The sequence below is a fragment of the Neorhodopirellula pilleata genome (assembly GCF_007859915.1).
GTDB classification, from domain to species: domain Bacteria; phylum Planctomycetota; class Planctomycetia; order Pirellulales; family Pirellulaceae; genus Rhodopirellula; species Rhodopirellula pilleata.
This window is the reverse complement of sequence record NZ_SJPM01000008.1, coordinates 287,877-304,810: the sequence shown is the minus strand read 5'-3', so window position 1 is coordinate 304,810 and position 16,934 is coordinate 287,877. Positions and strand designations below refer to the sequence as shown.

The following is a 16,934-nucleotide window of genomic DNA, read 5'->3' as shown; positions in this document are numbered from 1 at the left end:
GGGCAACATAAAGAAATGGGTCAAAAACCCGACATCGGCAAGCGATTTAACCCATCAAGATACGAAAGCCAATCGGCAAGATCTACTTGATCGATATAACCACTACATCAAGAAGCAAGTGTCAACTTTTCACCCGAAACAACGCGTACCGCGATCGGTTCTTTCACCCCGGATCCCGATCGTCGCAGACGGGTGAGTTTCTCGATGAGCGATTGGTGGATCTCCGTTCCTTTGGCGACCAGGATCACCCCGTGCCCGTCCGCCAGATGCTCTTCGAGGATCATGCCTTCTTTCAGTTCCGTCACGCTAACTTGTCGGTTGGCGTACATCGAGTCGGCGATCATCGCTAGCGATTCCAGTACTTGCGGATCGTATCGAGGATCTCGCATCATAGAATTGATCGCCGACAGCGGTGACTGATCATGAGAATACCGCTGAAAATCGCCGACCGCCTTGAGAATTCGAGCCGCGATCGGTGTCGGCTCTTTTGGCAGATCATTTTGGGACGCGACCCATCGGGCGACGCCTTGAAGCCGTGGGATCGACGCGATCAGGTCATGCCCAAGTTTGGGTGTTTGATCGACGAGTTTTTGCTCCGAGGGTGTTAAGGGGCGTGCGTGCAGGTATCGTGCGACAACCTCCGGCGGCAACGACACATAGCCCAAACGCATCAACATCGCCGACATTTCAATCTGCCAAAGCGGTCCGACTCCGATGCGAGTCGCGAGTTCTCGGGCCAACGTCCGGGCTTCTTGGGAAAGACCAAAGACTTGCGGCATCGCGATCGACAGAACCTGAGTCAGCATCCGAACGCTGCCCGCAAGCGTCTGATTGAGCAACTCTGCTTCGGCGGTGACCAACCGGTATTGGTGCAGTGCCGATTCGATCGACGTCGATAGGACTTCTGGCGAACATGGTTTATTCAAGAACCGAAAGATGTGTCCTTGGTTGACCGCGTCAACGGCGGTCTGCTGGTCGGCGTTCCCGGTCAGCATAATGCGGATGGTATGTTCGTGAAGATCGCGAATTTTGGCCAACAATTCAACGCCGGACATCTCCGGCATTTGCATGTCCGAAACCACCACCGCAAATGGGCCTTCGTTGCGAAGAATCTCCAATGCGTCGAGACCGCCGAGGGCCAAGTGAATGTCAAACGTTTTGCGTAATTGTCGCTGGAAGCCACGCAATATGTTCGGATCGTCGTCGACGAGCAGGATCTTTTCGGTCACGCGGTCACCTGCGGATGGACGCAATTCAACCAATGCTCAGATCGTCCACCGCATCCGATCGCTTCGAAGTAATCCTCGTCCCATGCCGGTTCGGTTCGGTAGCTTACTTTGGCTGCCGATTGATGGTCGATCGCGTTAGCCATGTGAACCGCAGTCAAGGGTGAGAATCGATCGTCCGAGGTTAGGCTTGGTTGATGATGTAGAGCCACCGCTTCGACGATCGAATTCGGCAGTCCCCATAGACCGAGCAGATGCGCACCGACGGCGGCATGAGTCGTTCCGAGAACCGCCATTTCCGCTCGCCATAGTGGCTGCTCGGTTTCGTCGGCGAGCGTCAACGCCTCTTGGAATCGTTCAGGTAAATGCACGGCAAGAATCAGCTTGCCGATGTCATGCATCATCCCGGCAATGAACGCATCGTCGATTAAGTTCGTGTCTTTCGTCTCGGACTCGGCGATGTTTCGGGAAATCAGGCCCACTACCAAGGCGTGATCGATCGCTTGCGAAAGTGAATACCCGACCAGTTTTGGGTCCTCAAACTTACTGAAAGTCCCCGCCGAAAGCGTCAAGGGACGAATGACGTTCAAGCCAAGCAATGAGACCGCATGCTTGGGACAGGTGACATGGTGTGGCAAACCAAAGAACGAGGAGTTGACTAATTGCAATACCTTGCTGCTCATCCCCAGATCGTTTCCGATCATAGCGGCAACTCGTTCGACTGACGTATCATCGGACTGCAGCTCCCGCACCAGGTCGTGGTAGATCTTCGGGAGGCTCGGCAAGCAGTCGATTCGAGAGATGATCTCTTGCAATCCTTTGTCATGCAAATGGGAGAACAGCCCGCACGCCCGCTCGATCGTCTTGACCAAGCGATCGGCATCGCAGGGTTTTGAAAGAAACTGGTGAGCCGGGCCGACGGCGCGAAAGATCTTTTCGTGTTCGGATTGGCCACTCAAGACTAATCGAATGCAGTGTGGATACAACGTTGCGACGCGGGTCAGTAGCTCGGCTCCGTCAATACCCGGCATCCGCATATCCGACACGATCACATCGACCGCAGTGGTGGCCATCAACTCGATCGCTTCGGCACCGCCGGACGCAAAATGAATGTCCCAAGCCGATCGTTGATGACGCAGCATTCGCCTCAAGCCCGATAGCACATTCTCTTCATCATCAACGAATAAGACACTGGTTTTCATCGGAACTCTTTTACAAAGAAGCAGGACTGGTTAGTTCACCGTCGTTGACAAACGGGATCGCGTGGTTTGACGCCGACGATATCGGCTCTGGTAAATTCATCGGCAGGGTGATCGTAAACTCGGTTCCTTGTCCGACCTTGCTCTGGACACCGATCGTGCCGCGGTGGCGCTCCACGATCACGGTGTGCGCGATCGCGAGGCCTTGGCCGGTGCCTTTGCCTGATGCCTTCGTCGTGAAGAACGGATCGAAGATCCGCTCGAGGTTCTTGGCGGCGATCCCGTTGCCGGTATCGCAGATTCGGATGACCGCGTTGCCGCCGACGAGTTGGGTTGAGATGGATATCGTTCCCATGGGAGCGACGGGACCGCTCACATGGCTTCGCTCGCCGACGGCACGTTCGCCAATCGCATGGGCCGCATTGACGATCATGTTCAACAGGACTTGATTGAGTTCGCCGGGAAAACAAGGAACCCAAGCCAACGCCGGATCGAAGTCCGTCTTGACTTCCGCAACGTATTTCCACTCGTTCCTCGCCACCATCACGGTGTTTTGGATTGCTTTGGATAGGTCGGTCAGAACCATCTCCGAAACGCCGGGATGGGCAAACTCCTTCATCGCTCGGACGATATTGGAAACCCGATCGATGCCTTCGAGAGTCTGCTCGATCGCCGCAGGAATCTCCTCGAGCAGATAGTCCAGGTCGGCGTTGTCCATCGCGTCTCGAGCGCGACCGGCGATCTCGGTGATGTCTCGGTCCGTTTCGGTTGCCACAATTAGCTCACGGCACTGCATCAAAACATCGGTCAGATCCGCATACGCGGTCTTGACGAACCGGGTGTTGTCACCAACGTATTGGATCGGCGTATTGATCTCGTGCGCGATGCCGGCGGCGAGTTCGCCGATCGATTCGAGTTTCTGCGCTTGGGCCAAACGTTGATCCATTCGGTGAAGATGCTCGATATGGGACCGCTTGGCATCCAATACCGCAGATACGCAAGTGTCCAAGATCCCGTCATGGACTCCTGCTCGATACGCGAGACTCAGCTCCGATTCGTCGGCGACCGTGGCGATCAACCAGGCCGACTTTGCACGCAGAAGCTCGATCAGGTCGGGCGAGTTGTCATCCCAGCGAAAGATTGTCGCTAAAAATGAGGTCCCCTCGAGTTCCCGGCGAGCTTCATCAGAATTAGCCACCCGATGGACCGGAAACGCCGCGTTGTGGAATCGATCATTCACGAACTCGCGAAAGGCTCCTTCGGGTTCAACGAACAGCATCGACATGATCGGGCCTCCCTTGAAACGACGCAATGATGGCGGGCAATCGAATGACAACCGTCGCGCCGCCTTCGACTGGTGATTGCACGTGGACACTTCCGTCGTGCTTTTGAACCACGACGTCGTAAACAAACGAAAGACCTTGACCAGAGCCTTTACCGACTTCCTTGGTTGTAAAGAATGGTTCGAAAATGCGGTCTTGAATGCTCGCTGGAATTCCCGGGCCGTTGTCTTGGATCCGGATTTCGACTTCGTCCCCGACGGATAGCGTCTGGATCTGGATCAAACCATCGCCATCGGGGTGATTCTCGCCGATCGCATCGAGTGCATTGGACAACAGATTCAACCAGACTTGATTCATTTGCGCGGCAAGACATGGAACGAACGGGATTTTGGGATCCAAACGCGTGCTGACCTGACCAACCTGACTTATCTGGTTGGCTAAAATGGCGAGGGTATTCTCGATCGCACGATTCAGATCGATCGTCGTTTTGCTTTCCGAGTGCGGTTGCGAGAACTCTTTCAATGCCCGGACGATTTTTGCGATACGCTCAATTCCGCCCAACGATTGGCCGATCGCATCAGGGAATTCTTCTCGCAAGAAATCGATATCGACCTGTTGTCGTTGCTGGTCGATCCGCTTGAGAAGTTCACCGGTGGCGTTTCCGTCGACCAAGCGTGCCGTCAGTTCATCAAACAACTCGATCAGACCGTTGAAATCGTCAAACGCCCCCTGCAAAAATCGAATGTTGTCTCCTACGAATTGAATCGGTGTGTTGATCTCGTGGGCGATCCCAGCTGCCAGTTGGCCGACGGACTCCATCTTTTGTGCTTGTCGAAGTCTCAGTTCGAGTTTCTTGCGGTTGGATTGGTCGCGAATGAGCGCGGTGTAGGTGATCTTTCCGGCGTCTTCGCAAACCGTGATAGTAACTTCGGCGCAGAAGAGGGTTCCGTCACTGCGTAGGGCGTCGATTTCGTGCGGTTCGAACTGAAGGCAGTTCGGGTCAGCTTTTGATCGCTGTGATGATTGCGATGGAAACAGGACCTTGGTTTGGTCTTTTCTACGATCAACTAGGTCCGTGATTTTGTGCCCGATTCGGCATTCGCAGCGAAAGATGCGACGGGCGGCGGGGTTGAACGACAGGATCACGCCCTCGGCGTCGAACGTAACGATTGCGTCCGCGACGGTTTCGAGTATCATTCGATTTTGCTCGCCAACCTTCTTGAGTCGTTCGTTGCTTTCGTATAAGTCGCGAGACTTATTTTCAAGCAGCATTTCGGCCGTCTTACGAGCCAAACGCTCTCGCTCGAGCATTCTCTGAAGGAGTTCTAGTTCGCACACGGGTTCATTCCCCCGATCACCTTGGCGGCCGGTGCGACAATCGGGGAACGCTGTGCGGGCGAAATCACGAATTTGGCATGACGGCCGTCGTGATCCCCTAGATCGATTCGTTGAACATCGAGCCGCTCGTTAAAGTGATCGACACACGCGAGCACTAAACCCTCGGCAAGATCTGCGAAAGGACGACTCGATTGGTAGTAGAACTCCAACGACTCCCCAACGAACTCGCTTTCAAATGAAGGCAGCTCCGCGTCCGGATAGAGTTTTCGAACCTCGACGTGAATGTACGTCTCGATCAGGGGAAGAAAATCCAACGTGCCTTCGACGCCACGGAAGAATTGGGGATACAGTGTCGCGAAGCGGCCGAAGAGATGGCGTCCGAACGATCGCACCAACTCCGACACGGGAATCCCGGTCTCGCCGGACAAAGCGATTACCAGGCGGATTAACTCGCCGTGGTCGTAAGTTCCGACCGCAGTATAGGAACCCTGGCTAGGGGTATCCGCCTTAGTTAGCATCCGATCGACGATTTCGATGCCGAGGTCCGCCTCGACCATCTCGATCAACTCGGTAAATACAATGCCCTTCATCGCCATCCCTTTTTGCTAAGAACGTTTACCCCCGTTGCTCAGCTTGGGCCACGTGAATCCATCGACTCACGTGCCACCTTAAACATGGCTCGAGAATCATCACGTCATGGGAAAAATCCCGTATCGAGATGGCCAATTGTTCTAATAGGGGTGCCGATTGTAACGGCAATCGCGCGCTTCATGAGGTGCCGACGTGTAAACGTTGTCTTGAGTTCGGCGACCGAGAGTTCACACTACCTGAACTATAGACAATCCAAAACGATTGCTTTCTGAAAGCGATAGCAACGCCAAAATTAACGGACTAACTTTGAGGGCATTTACGGAACTTGATTGATAGTCCAATAGACCTCTTCCATAAATGGTTGGTCGTTGTCGTCGGTTAAGTTGAATACCAAGTGGACCTGATCGACGGGCTGCATATCGTCCCATCTCAAGTGCAGGCTGCGACGATCGTCGCCGAGCTTTACTGATCGGATGTTTACTGTGTCGACGCCGGGCTCTCCGGTCGACGGTGAATACTGCTTCGAGCCGTAATCGGACCGCCGTTGGTAATTCCAACATTCAGCGACGAGCCATTCGCCACGAAGCGATTTCTCGTCGATATTGAAGTTGAAGGAGATTCGCAATCCGTCTGGTACGACTTGGCAATCGGTAACCATCGGGAATTCTTTCCCTGTATATCGCAGCCGCTGGACGCCTTCGCCTTGCAGCCCCGGCCTCGCGCCTCCATTCCAGCCTTGCAGTCCCACGGCGTAGACCTGCCCGTCGAGCGGGTTGACTCGCGCTCGCATGATCCCGGTCCGGAAATCGAATGGCAATTTCACGATCGCCGCTTGCGTGACGTCGTCGATCGTTTGCATCATGCAGTACGACATCCATCCCTTACCGAAACTCGTATGAAGTAAGTGACCGCTGAGCGGTCCAAATCGGGCATCGTCGACCCACAACTGGCCGCCCGATGAATTGTCGAAGTTCTGCGGCATCCAAACGATCGGCGGATCGAATGATTCCGGTGGTTGGACCGTCTCGAGATCGATCTTGCCGCCATCAGGATGCCACTTACCGGGTAGCGAGTAGTTCGGCACCCATCCGTAATAACCACCCGGTCGCAACAAACTGATCTTCGAGGCGGGTGTCCATTGGCCTTGATTGTCACTGACCGTGATTCGCCCGTCGGGCAAGGCTCCCATCCCGTTAGGAGTTCGGAAGCCGGTACTAAAAACACTCCGCCGGCGACCGTCGGGGGAAACTTGAATCACAGCTCCAGGAAGAGCGAAGTCGGCCCCATGACCGCTTTTCGCGTAATAGAAATTACCGTCGAGGTCCGTTTGCAAATCAAAGTTAAACGCATGGAAGTTCACCGATACGTCGGTATCGGCACTCAAGCTTTCGTAGTAGTCGGCCTCGTTGTCACCGTTTGAGTCGGTCAACCGAATGAGGCGGTCCTTGCACGTGACGTGCACGACATCGTCGACGATCTTCAGTCCGAACGGTTCGTACAAACCGGCGGCATATCGTTTCCATCGTAGATTTCGTAGTTCGGTGTCGATCCCGGAAACGATCCAGATATCACCGCCGTAAGTGGCCAGCGCCATACGTCCGTCTGAAAAGAAGTCGAGCGCTGACGTTCGAAACCATGTGTTCCAAGGCGTTGAATCAGGAATCGTCAGCGTATCAAGGGCGTATCCACCTTGCTCGATCCCGGGAACGCCGACCGTGTTGATCGGCTGCGGCCATCGCAAGTCCCCGCCATGGGTGAACGTATTGAGGTCGTCCGGAGTCGACAACCTGCGAACGTGGTCAACAAAGTTCCGATACTGATTCCTGTCCCAAGTGTCGGCGGCATGCCGCACAATGGCAATCCGGCGAGGCTCATCATCGTTCGGTATTTGAAGAACCATTCGTTGCGCCGAGTCGATCTGCCATCGCATCCCCTCGGTGTCACCGATCACCGCCGCGAGTGTTGATCGAGACGGCGATCCGTCTTGATCCTCAATGACGAACGCTACGTTGTTAGAAACCTCACCGACACGAGGCAAAGAGCCTGCAGGCAGATTGTCCGCCAAGGGCGCGATACCAGACAAGGCCGATATCGTTTGATCGACCTCCGGACTCGCGACCGCCAAGACGAGTGCTTGACCTGGTTGAAGATTCAGCGTGTGTGCGATCGTGCCGGTCGAGAGAAGCATGGGCCGTTCAAGGACCTCGCGTTCATCAATGGCATAGCTCAAGACGACGTCATCGTTGTGTAAGTGATAGCCGTGAAAATTCATCCAATTCGCCGGATAGGGACCACGAGGCAGCAATCCTTCCCTTGGATAATCGAACGATTGGTCATGTCCCCACTCCCAACCTTCGAGACCTGCGATCGATCTGCCTCCGGGGTTGATGGTCCCTTCACCCCGGTCGCGTTGATGTTGGGTCTGTTCGGAGTCGACGAAACCTCCTTGCCACACTCCCGCTTGATTCATCGTGTGCAAGTCGTAAGCAATCGTGGTCGTATCGCGTCCTCCGAGCTTGACATTCAAGACACTGCTTAAATCTCGTCGAAGCTGGGACGCCAACGCCGGACCGTGGTCACGGTCCACCACGCGAATCTCGGTGCCGTCGCGCGTTCCGTTGGGGAGTTGTTCCAAGTAGTTCTTGGTGACCGGGACATAAGCGGGGTTCGTGGGTTTCATGAACTGTTCGCGAATGTAATGAACCACCTGATACCGTTCTTTGGGAGTCAGGTGATTCATCGCAGCCATCAAACCATTGCCGCGCGTGAGTGTCATGAACATGCGATAAGGATCGGCACCATACTTCAGTTCCTCTGTTGCGAACGCTCGGGCAGTCGGCAACGAAGGCTGCCTTCCGTCGGTTCCGTGACAATCAAAGCAATAGCTGTGATAAATTTGCTGACCGGCTTCGAAATCGCGTGTTCGCATTCCCTTGATGATTCCGGCGTGATCTAAGTCTGCTGAATCGTCAACAACAGCAAGCTGTTCGTCACTCGGACGTAATTCCTTCGCACGAGTAGGCCCGCCGTGGGCGACCTCGGTGACGTACTTGACCAAGTCATAGAAATCGCGAAGCTCGCGCATCGTTGACATTAAACCGTCAGGCATCATCGAGCGGCTCGATAGGTTGATCGATTCAATCTCGGATTTCTCAATCATGAGTGATTGAAGCAAATCGGATGCACTACGAAGAACGATCTCGGTCGCCGATTCACGTTCGATCAACCCGGTCAGTACCTCGCCATCGAGGGTCAGAACGGAAACCGTTTCATAGCCCTTTCGAATGCGCGCCGAAGGCCTCAGCAGAGATTCGATCACGTGGCCGGTGGAGATCTCCGCTCCCAGGGTGGATAGATTCGGCCCCAACGGTGAGTTTGCATCGCCGCTGGAATGACACTGGACACACGCGGCAGCCGATTTAAAAAAAATCAACGCGCCGCGTCGCGGATCGCCACGCCGATCAGCTTCGACGGCGAGATGATCGGCGCCCGCCGCCAACAACTGCTCGCCCAAGGTCGGTGGATTCTTGAGCGTTTGGGCCAGTGTCGAAGCGGACGGCAAGGTAACGACGAAAAGGAACGCGGGGATTAGATAATCTCGAAACATTGGCTGGGCGGGCAATCAAACTGGGTCGAAGGAGTGATCGCTACAGTGTAACAGGAAGCGTGTCGTACATCCGCACCCGCTTCCAGCCGCTTTGGGAAACTATCAAGGAGCGATCGAGGCGTAATATGCGGCGAGGGCTCGTCGATCTTCTTGTTTCAACTTGTCAGCGATGGGGTGCATTAGCGTCGCGTTGAGGCTTCCACCACGATTGCGTTTTGAGAAAAGTTCGAGATGCCGCTCAATGTACCAGGCAGGTTGTCCGGCTAGACGCGGGTAGTCGTCGTTACGTTGCGGATTGTCGGGACCGTGGCAGTCGACACAGGAGGGAATCTTGCGCTGGCGATCTCCAAATTCGGCGAGGAGTTGTCCATCGGCGATCAAGTCAGCGTCCGTGGTAACGGACGGATCGGGAATGGCTGGGGCCTTCTCAGCAAAGTAAGTTGCAAGGTCGACTATTTCGGTATCCGTTAACCGATGAGCGATCGGCATCATGATTCCGCTATGCCGGTCGCCATTTCGGTACGCAATCAACGACTCTCGTAGATGCGCTTCGCTCTGCCCGGCAAGGATGGGAACGTACCCGGCGAGAGAATCTTCTCCATTCATTCCATGACACGATGAACAGGCTTCGGCGACCAGCGTCCATTGTTCATCGGCTGGCGGATTGACGAGGCTTCGGTAGCTTTCGTTGTCCATGCTTGGAATGGCTCGCACGAATGCGACCACCGGCCAAACTCCGTCGTCGCGTGGTTGCGTCGGCCACGCTGGCATCCCGGCGAACTTGATCCCGTGCTTGATAATGTAAAACAACTCTTGGTCTTGAATCTCGGCGACCGATCGGCTTAACTGCGGTGGTGTGGGCGTCATCGCCCTCGCGACGGGGGGTTGCGATTGGCCGGGCTGTCCATGACAAAACTGGCAATTGGATTGATAAATGGAAGCCCCAAGAACAACCAGTTCGGGATCGTCCAAGACAGGAACGTCGATACCCTGACTATGAAAGGCGACCGATCGGTCGCTCGCGTAATCAAGAAACCAAGCGGTAATCGGCCAATGGCCACTACTCGCTTTGATCGGAAAAACACCCGATACCAAAAGCGCCAAGCCGATCACGGCAAACGTTACGACGGCAAGCAAAAAGCGTTTCAGTGTGATCTTCATGAGGCAACTCCAACGGCATCTGGTTTCAACTGTCGGTCGGAGACCAAATCTTTGGTAAGCCACAATCCTCCGGCCAAGAATGCGGCCCCGCCGACGATCAGCATCACCGCACCACCGACGTGTTGATCGGTGATCGGGTCCCACGGACCATAAGATTGATGATGCGAATACAGCAGTCGCGGCGACATCACCAACAGGGCTCCGAGCAGCGTCATGTGCATGGATGTCAGCAGCAAACCGATCACGCCCGCACCGCTGCGAGATTGCGTTCGTGGTCGCGAGCCTCCGAACGCGGACAACCAAACCCAAACTCCGGCCGATAAGAACATCGACTGTTCAATCACGAATCCGACAACGGTGTGCCGCGCAAAATGGTGCAGCCCTGGCGCGTGCCAAGCCCACACGATGACCAACTCAGCGATCGACGCCGGAACCGGCGCGAACCACGATGGGAATCGCTTCACCGGATCGAATCGCATTCCGGCGACGCCGATCGATATCAGCGGGGCGGCCACCGCGACGACCGCCATGTGTAAGGTCATGTGGGCCGCAAATGACACCTGAGCCAATTCCGGCAACGGTCCCATCCAGGCCACCAACAGGACCAGCCAACCGAGGTTCCATACGAACGCTTTCATTAGTCGCATGTCTTCACTAAAACGAATACCAACACCGTAAACAACGTTGCGATCCCGCTGAGAAGTGCCAACAGGAACGCCGTAAAGCCAAGGAAGTGTGTGCGATCGCTTGGATCATCGAAATCGTACGGAAGCGGCGGATCCCCCTTGCGAAAGTTTCGATAGCTCAGCACACCGACCCAAATGATGCCCGCCATGGCGACGACCGAGTAAGCCATAATCCAAACCAGCGGCGGACCGCCGGCATCGGGCCTGGCGGCTTTCTCACACCAGATCGCCACCGTCACATAGCAGGCAAGAAAATGGATCGCCCACAGCGTCGGTGCGATTACGATCCACCACAGTCGATGTCGTATCGGTTTCGGTTTGGATTCATCCGCTAGCATCATGCCACCTTCGGGAACAAGGCGATGACCGTTCCGGTAATGAAAACCGTCAACAACAGGAAATGCCAAAACAACGTCACGTTGACCATATCCGCGTCATGTCTTGCATCCATCCGACCGGCCAATCGTCGCGCGGCACAATAAACCAACATGACCACTCCGACGGTCAAGTGAATGATCGTCCAAAGCACCAAAACACTCACCGACGCCGAATAAACATGGTGCGTCGGATCCATTCCGTTTTGGTAAGGGCCCCACAACATGGCTGTCGCCGAAGCCAATGCAAGGATCATCGAGAGCACGATCAAGCCGTAGAACGCGAGAGCTTGATTACGGCGGTTCACACGTCTTGCGAACATGGTTGCGATCCAGGCCGCCGTACCACAACCGACCGAAATCAATGGCCACGTCACACCGGGGCCGGCGATCGGACGACCGTCAAACATCTCCGGTGGGAAAGATTCGTGTACCGTCCAGTAGAAAAAATATCCGAAAACCAACGAGATAAACGCGGTCATGTCGCCGAGCATGGTGATGAACATCGCCCACCATCCCACCGCACCGGGGCCGGATACATAAGTTGGAAGGGTCAGACCCATTCCGACCTCCTTGTCATCTTTCGAAGGGATGATCGCCGTTCCCGTCCACAACCACGTGACGATGGTCCCAAACGACAAGACTCCACTGACTCCGGTCAGAATCCACCAATGATAGGTACCAAAGATAAAGATCCCGCCGGTGAACAACGCCGCCAGCATCGGAAGAAAGCTGGGGCCGGGAACACGCAAACATTGCATCGGCTCGGCGTCCACGGTGCTGGTCACGATCGTCTCTCGCAATCCTTCCTCGGCATCGGGAAGATAAAATTTTCCCGCATCAATGTCGGCTAAGAGATTGTCTTGTTCCCAAATCGGATAGCGAGTCGAGATGATCGGGATACTGCGGATTCCCCATGGCAAATCCGGGACGCGAGCGGCCCATTCAAGCGTTCCCGCGTTCCAGATGTTTCGTGGTACAAGCGGCTGTTTTCCCTTGGGCCGAAAGACATCCCATAACAGCAAAAGAAACCCCAGACCTAGGATGAACGCACCGACCGACGAGATCATGTTCGGGATCTCAAAACCCATATCGGCCGGATAGGTGTAGACCCGTCGCGGCATTCCGATCAAACCGGTCAGATGCATCGGAAAGAATGCGACGTTAAAACCGACCAGCATCAACCAAAACGTGATCATTCCGAGACGCTCTGAAAGTTGCTTGCCGGACACGAGAGGATAGTAGTAATAGAAGCCGGCCACGATCGGGAAAATCGTTCCACCGACGAGCACGTAGTGCAAATGACCAACGATGAAATAAGTGTCGTGAGCTTGGTAGTCGAACGGCGCGATCGCGATCATCACGCCGGTTAATCCACCGATGATGAACGTCGCCAAGCCCGCCAGGACGAACAACAGGGAAACGCTTTTGGTGACGCGACCGATCAACAACGTCGCAATGAAACAAAAGATTTGCACGCCCGTCGGAATCGCCACCGCTTCGGATGCGGCCGAGAATATTCCGATCGAGATTCCCGGCAGACCGGTCGTGAACATGTGATGCACCCACAAACCGAAGCTCAAGAATCCCGTCCCGACGGCCGCCAAGACGATCCACCCGTAACCCGCCATCGGCGTGCGGGCGAACGTGGGGACGATCATGGCAATCAGCGCGACTGAAGGCAGGAAAACAATGTAAACCTCCGGATGCCCGAAAATCCAAAACAGGTGCTGCCACAACAGCGGATCGCCGCCACGCTGAACATCGAAAAACGGCCAATCGAACGCACGTTCGAGTTCCATCAGCAAATCGCCCGCGATCAATGGTGGAAACGCGAACAGAATCATCGCCGCGACGACCAAGATGTACCAACCGTATAGCGGTATCAAATTCAATCGCATGCCGGGCGGGCGGCATTTCAATGCACCAACAATCAGTTCGACGGCCGCAGCGATCGACGCGATCTCGATAAACGACAATCCCAACAGCCAAATATCTGGTCCGACGTCGGTCTGATACTCGGTCGTCATCGGCGGATACATGAACCAACCGCCCCTCGGTCCGACGCCAAAGAACAGCGAACCACAAACGAAGATTCCACCGATCAAAAAGCACCAGTATCCGTACGCCGATAAACGAGGGAATGGCAGATCACGCGCACCCATCATTTGCGGCAACAACAGGATCGAGATGGCTTCGAGAATCGGAACAGCGAACAGAAACATCATCACGCTGCCGTGCATCGTGAAGACTTGATTGTATTGCTCGGGTGTCAGCCAATCGTTGTCGGGAACGGCGAGTTGGATCCGCATGATCAGCGCCAACACGCCACCGAACAGAAAGAACGCGAACGCCGTCAACGTGTACCACAGCCCGACTTCGCTGTTGTTGACCGCAGACCAGTATCGCCAACCCGTCGGCGTCTTCCATGCTTGATACAACCGCCGCGCACGTGGATCGTCCATGACTGGATCGTTCATCGCCGGGTCTTCGGATTGTGTGTCGCCCGCTCGCTCGCGATCAATCATTGAAGCGCTCCAAGATAGTCCACCAGCTGATCGAGTTCCTGTTCCTCAAGGTGTTCAAAAGCGGGCATTTCAACGCCGGGCTTGGCCTGATGAGTGTGCGTGATCCAACGTTTTCGGTTCTCACGGGTATTGGCCAGAATCGCCGCACCCAGGCTGCGACGACGACCGAAATGCGTCAGATCAGGACCGACGAAGCCGTTCGCGTTCGTACCACGAATCGCATGGCAGGCTCCACAGCCGAGCCGATCGAATACGACAGATCCGGGATGATTCACGGTGGATGGTTCGGCCATGGTCGCAAGCCATTGGTTGAACTCATCTCTCGGCTCGACGATGACGTCGAACGCCATTTGAGCGTGCGCAGCGCCACAGAATTCCGCACACGCGCCGCGATAAACACCGGCCTTCGTTGGGAATAGTTTCAAACGATTCTGACGGCCGGGGATCATATCGGTTTTGCCGCCCAATGATGGGATCCAAAACGAGTGGATCACATCCTCACTGGCCAATTGAAACTCAACCGCTTCATCGACCGGCAAATGGATCTCGTTGGCCGTTTCGACGCGACGCCCGTCGGGAAGATGATAGAAAACGCGCCACCACCAACGCACGCCGACGACTTCGATGACTTGGCTGCCTTCGGGTGCCGGACGTTGCAGTCCGGGCAAAATCGAAAGACCGTATGTCAGCAACGCCGTTAAGACCACCGTCGGGAATACCGCACCACCTCCGATTACGAGCAATCCCGTTTTCCTGGCGTCATGCTTGCCTGGATAGATAATGGCATAAACCGCTAGCCCGACGACGATGAACCAAATGACGACCGCACCGGCCGCCATGACGTAGAACAAATCTGCAATCTGTCGTGCGCCTTCCCCGGCGGGCTGAAGCGTCGACTGGGAAGGCAATGCGATCATGCGGTCGGTTATAAGAAACGAACAAGCGTTGAGACTCCCCAAAAGTCACGCGATCGAAGGGGTGCTCGGTCCGTATATGCAATCGACGTGCCAGACGATCCACGTACGCGACGGCGGTATAACAATTGCTTGCTTAAGCCAAAAGCTTGCCCTTGACCTCATCAACACAGACGACTTTCCTCACTGCATTATGCTTGAACCATCTGATCTCCTGAGCCTGAAGATCGTCGCGACGGCAGGGGCCTGCGGCGCGATCCTGGGAATCGAGCGTGAGTATGCGGGAAAGCCTGCCGGGATTCGAACGCACATCTTTGTTTGCGCCGGATCAGCACTGATGATGATCCTCGGCCAAGAAATCGTTGACCAGTTTCAACGCAATGAATCCAGGGATCTATTACAAACCGATCCGATCCGTGTGCTACAAGCGATCGTCGTCGGCATCAGTTTCTTAGGCGCGGGAACCATCGTGCATGAAAAACACGAGGGAGTGGAAGGATTGACGACCGCAGCGACCATCTACTTGACCGCCGGGATCGGTGTCGCCACCGCGGTCGAACGCGTCACCTTGGCGATCATGGTTACGCTGCTTGCTGCGCTCGTGTTGGTTGTGATTGGCTTCGTCGAAAATCATATGCCGACACGGAAGTGAAAAATTGCCAATTCAACGATCAAGCAACCGCTCGATCGCCGCAATCGTCTCCGGTGACGGCTTGAAACTGCCCGGGCGTTGGCCTGAAGCGATCATGACCGGCGTCCAACCATACTGGTTCTTTCGGTTCCAAACATCGGGATCGGTACCGAGTTCGGAAAGCCGTCCGACGACGAGAGGATAGTTTCGATAGGCGGCCCCGTGCATGGCCGTCTCACCGTTGGCGTCGACCGCATTGACATCGATGCCGAGACCGACCAACCAATCGATCACCGCGAGTACTTCGGGCTCCGTGCCGGCTTCCTCGCCGACCGCAACCACCCCGACGCCCGCGGCAGCCATCAAGGCAGTACACCCGTCAATGTTGGTTCGCAGCGGGTCGGCGCCTAATTCATGCAAAAGCTTCAAGAGCGGCAGGTCCGCCGTCTTGGACGCGAGCAAAAATGCAGTCGCACCACGATGATTCAACTTCGCCCGACCGGACGGACCCCGGCGCAGCGGTGTGTTCACGTCCGCGCCGGCAGCGACCAGTTCACGTACCATCTCGAGACTGTGCAACGAACCGGATCCCCGTGGAGGCGGATCGCCGGCGACGTCATCGCCTCGATTGGTCTTGCGTACCCAAGTAATCGCGTGCAAGGGCGTGTAACCACTGCGTTGATCGTTCGGGTCGGCGCCCTGATCGAGTAGCCATTTGGCCAATTCGAAGTGCCCGCTTTCGATCGCCAACATCAAGGCCGACATGCCCTTACGCGGATTGCGTCCTTTGGTGTCCTCCGGGTCCATCGCCCGATGCAGGTCGGCTCCCCATTGAACGAGATGTTTGGCAGCCGATAATTGGCCCTGTCGCGCGGCAAAGCCCAACGCGGTAAAGTCAGATGAACTTGCCGCGTCGATCATCGCGCCGTTCTTTGCGAGGACATCGATCGCGTCGGCATTGCCGGCAGCCGCTGCCCACATCAACGCGGTTTGCTGATTGCGATCGGACGCGTCCAGCGGTGCGCCATGATCGATGAGCAACTGAACCAAGCCGGCGTTCCCCGACCGTGAGGCGATCATCAACAAAGTCGTCTTGCCTGGCAAAGCTCGCCCTACGTCCGCTCCCGAATCAATGAATGCTTCGGCGATCGAGGCGTTACCAAGCGTGCAGGCGATCGACATCGGCGTGACCGAATAAATCGTCGACGCGTTCACGTCGGCACCGGCGGCGATCAAACTCAAACATTCTTTGAGATCGTTACGCATGACCGCTTCGTGCAGTGCTGTCATGCCCTCGAGCGTGGCCGACTTGGCCTTGACTTTGTCCCCATCTTCGGCGCATGCCATTGCACTAACGCAGGCAAAACCGATGACAAGACCCCAGGACATGAACAGC

General features: G+C 55.6%; 13 protein-coding genes. 1 reads left to right on the top strand and 12 read right to left on the bottom strand.

Going from position 1 to position 16,934, the window contains the following annotated elements; translation table 11 throughout:
• Positions 1-107 precede the first annotated feature (107 nt).
• The 11 genes from Pla100_RS18945 to coxB all read right to left on the bottom strand — a co-directional run bounded on the left by Pla100_RS18945 (position 108) and on the right by coxB (position 14,910).
• Entirely contained in the window at positions 108-1,262 is a 1,155-nt protein-coding gene (locus Pla100_RS18945) for a response regulator (RefSeq protein WP_146579236.1), read from the bottom strand.
• Positions 1,226-2,428 (bottom strand): response regulator, encoded by a 1,203-nt coding sequence (locus Pla100_RS18940; protein ID WP_146579235.1) that lies wholly within the window; start codon positions 2,426-2,428, stop codon positions 1,226-1,228. Before Pla100_RS18940 ends, Pla100_RS18945 begins: the two co-directional genes overlap by 37 nt.
• Before the next feature lie 10 nt (positions 2,429-2,438).
• Entirely contained in the window at positions 2,439-3,710 is a 1,272-nt protein-coding gene (locus Pla100_RS18935; RefSeq protein ID WP_146579234.1) for a sensor histidine kinase, read from the bottom strand.
• Positions 3,691-4,980 (bottom strand): PAS domain-containing sensor histidine kinase, encoded by a 1,290-nt coding sequence (locus tag Pla100_RS18930; RefSeq protein WP_231603230.1) that lies wholly within the window; start codon positions 4,978-4,980, stop codon positions 3,691-3,693. Before Pla100_RS18930 ends, Pla100_RS18935 begins: the two co-directional genes overlap by 20 nt.
• Before the next feature lie 53 nt (positions 4,981-5,033).
• On the bottom strand, positions 5,034-5,636 hold the full coding sequence (locus Pla100_RS18925) for a heme NO-binding domain-containing protein (RefSeq protein ID WP_146579232.1): 603 nt from the start codon (positions 5,634-5,636) through the stop codon (positions 5,034-5,036).
• 317 nt (positions 5,637-5,953) lie between these two features.
• Positions 5,954-9,259 (bottom strand): DUF6797 domain-containing protein, encoded by a 3,306-nt coding sequence (locus Pla100_RS31720; RefSeq protein WP_231603229.1) that lies wholly within the window; start codon positions 9,257-9,259, stop codon positions 5,954-5,956.
• A gap of 87 nt (positions 9,260-9,346) precedes the next feature.
• Entirely contained in the window at positions 9,347-10,405 is a 1,059-nt protein-coding gene (locus Pla100_RS18915) for a c-type cytochrome (RefSeq protein ID WP_146579231.1), read from the bottom strand.
• Complete coding sequence (locus Pla100_RS18910) at positions 10,402-11,043, bottom strand: cytochrome c oxidase assembly protein (RefSeq protein WP_146579318.1); 642 nt, start codon at positions 11,041-11,043, stop codon at positions 10,402-10,404. The genes Pla100_RS18915 and Pla100_RS18910 overlap by 4 nt, the downstream gene beginning before the upstream one ends.
• Positions 11,043-11,432, bottom strand: a complete 390-nt coding sequence (locus tag Pla100_RS18905) for a transmembrane prediction (protein WP_197168067.1) — start codon at positions 11,430-11,432, stop codon at positions 11,043-11,045. The genes Pla100_RS18910 and Pla100_RS18905 overlap by 1 nt, the downstream gene beginning before the upstream one ends.
• Positions 11,429-13,930, bottom strand: coding sequence for a cytochrome c oxidase subunit I (gene ctaD, locus Pla100_RS18900; protein WP_146579317.1), 2,502 nt, complete (start codon positions 13,928-13,930; stop codon positions 11,429-11,431). The genes Pla100_RS18905 and ctaD overlap by 4 nt, the downstream gene beginning before the upstream one ends.
• Before the next feature lie 59 nt (positions 13,931-13,989).
• A complete protein-coding gene (gene coxB, locus Pla100_RS18895; protein WP_146579230.1) occupies positions 13,990-14,910 on the bottom strand; it encodes a cytochrome c oxidase subunit II in 921 nt (306 codons plus the stop codon).
• 28 nt (positions 14,911-14,938) lie between these two features.
• Between coxB and Pla100_RS18890 the strand changes: the two genes are divergently transcribed.
• Entirely contained in the window at positions 14,939-15,559 is a 621-nt protein-coding gene (locus tag Pla100_RS18890; RefSeq protein ID WP_231603227.1) for an MgtC/SapB family protein, read from the top strand.
• Positions 15,560-15,571: 12 nt separating this feature from the next.
• Here the strand turns inward: Pla100_RS18890 and Pla100_RS18885 are convergent, their stop codons facing one another.
• Positions 15,572-16,927: an ankyrin repeat domain-containing protein gene (locus tag Pla100_RS18885; protein WP_197168066.1), complete on the bottom strand. Its 1,356-nt coding sequence runs from the start codon at positions 16,925-16,927 to the stop codon at positions 15,572-15,574.
• Positions 16,928-16,934 lie beyond the last annotated feature (7 nt).

Excerpts from the sequence above, each read along its gene's own strand:
- Pla100_RS18905 (WP_197168067.1), bottom strand. The coding sequence starts at position 11,432 with ATGATGCTAGCGGATGAATCCAAACCGAAACCGATACGACATCGACTG.
- Pla100_RS18885 (WP_197168066.1), bottom strand. The coding sequence starts at position 16,927 with ATGTCCTGGGGTCTTGTCATCGGTTTTGCCTGCGTTAGTGCAATGGCA.
- Pla100_RS18930 (WP_231603230.1), bottom strand. The coding sequence starts at position 4,980 with ATGCTGCTTGAAAATAAGTCTCGCGACTTATACGAAAGCAACGAACGA.
- Pla100_RS18910 (WP_146579318.1), bottom strand. The coding sequence starts at position 11,043 with ATGAAAGCGTTCGTATGGAACCTCGGTTGGCTGGTCCTGTTGGTGGCC.
- Pla100_RS18925 (WP_146579232.1), bottom strand. The coding sequence starts at position 5,636 with ATGAAGGGCATTGTATTTACCGAGTTGATCGAGATGGTCGAGGCGGAC.
- Pla100_RS18915 (WP_146579231.1), bottom strand. The coding sequence starts at position 10,405 with ATGAAGATCACACTGAAACGCTTTTTGCTTGCCGTCGTAACGTTTGCC.
- coxB (WP_146579230.1), bottom strand. The coding sequence starts at position 14,910 with ATGATCGCATTGCCTTCCCAGTCGACGCTTCAGCCCGCCGGGGAAGGC.
- ctaD (WP_146579317.1), bottom strand. The coding sequence starts at position 13,930 with ATGGACGATCCACGTGCGCGGCGGTTGTATCAAGCATGGAAGACGCCG.
- Pla100_RS18935 (WP_146579234.1), bottom strand. The coding sequence starts at position 3,710 with ATGTCGATGCTGTTCGTTGAACCCGAAGGAGCCTTTCGCGAGTTCGTG.
- Pla100_RS18940 (WP_146579235.1), bottom strand. The coding sequence starts at position 2,428 with ATGAAAACCAGTGTCTTATTCGTTGATGATGAAGAGAATGTGCTATCG.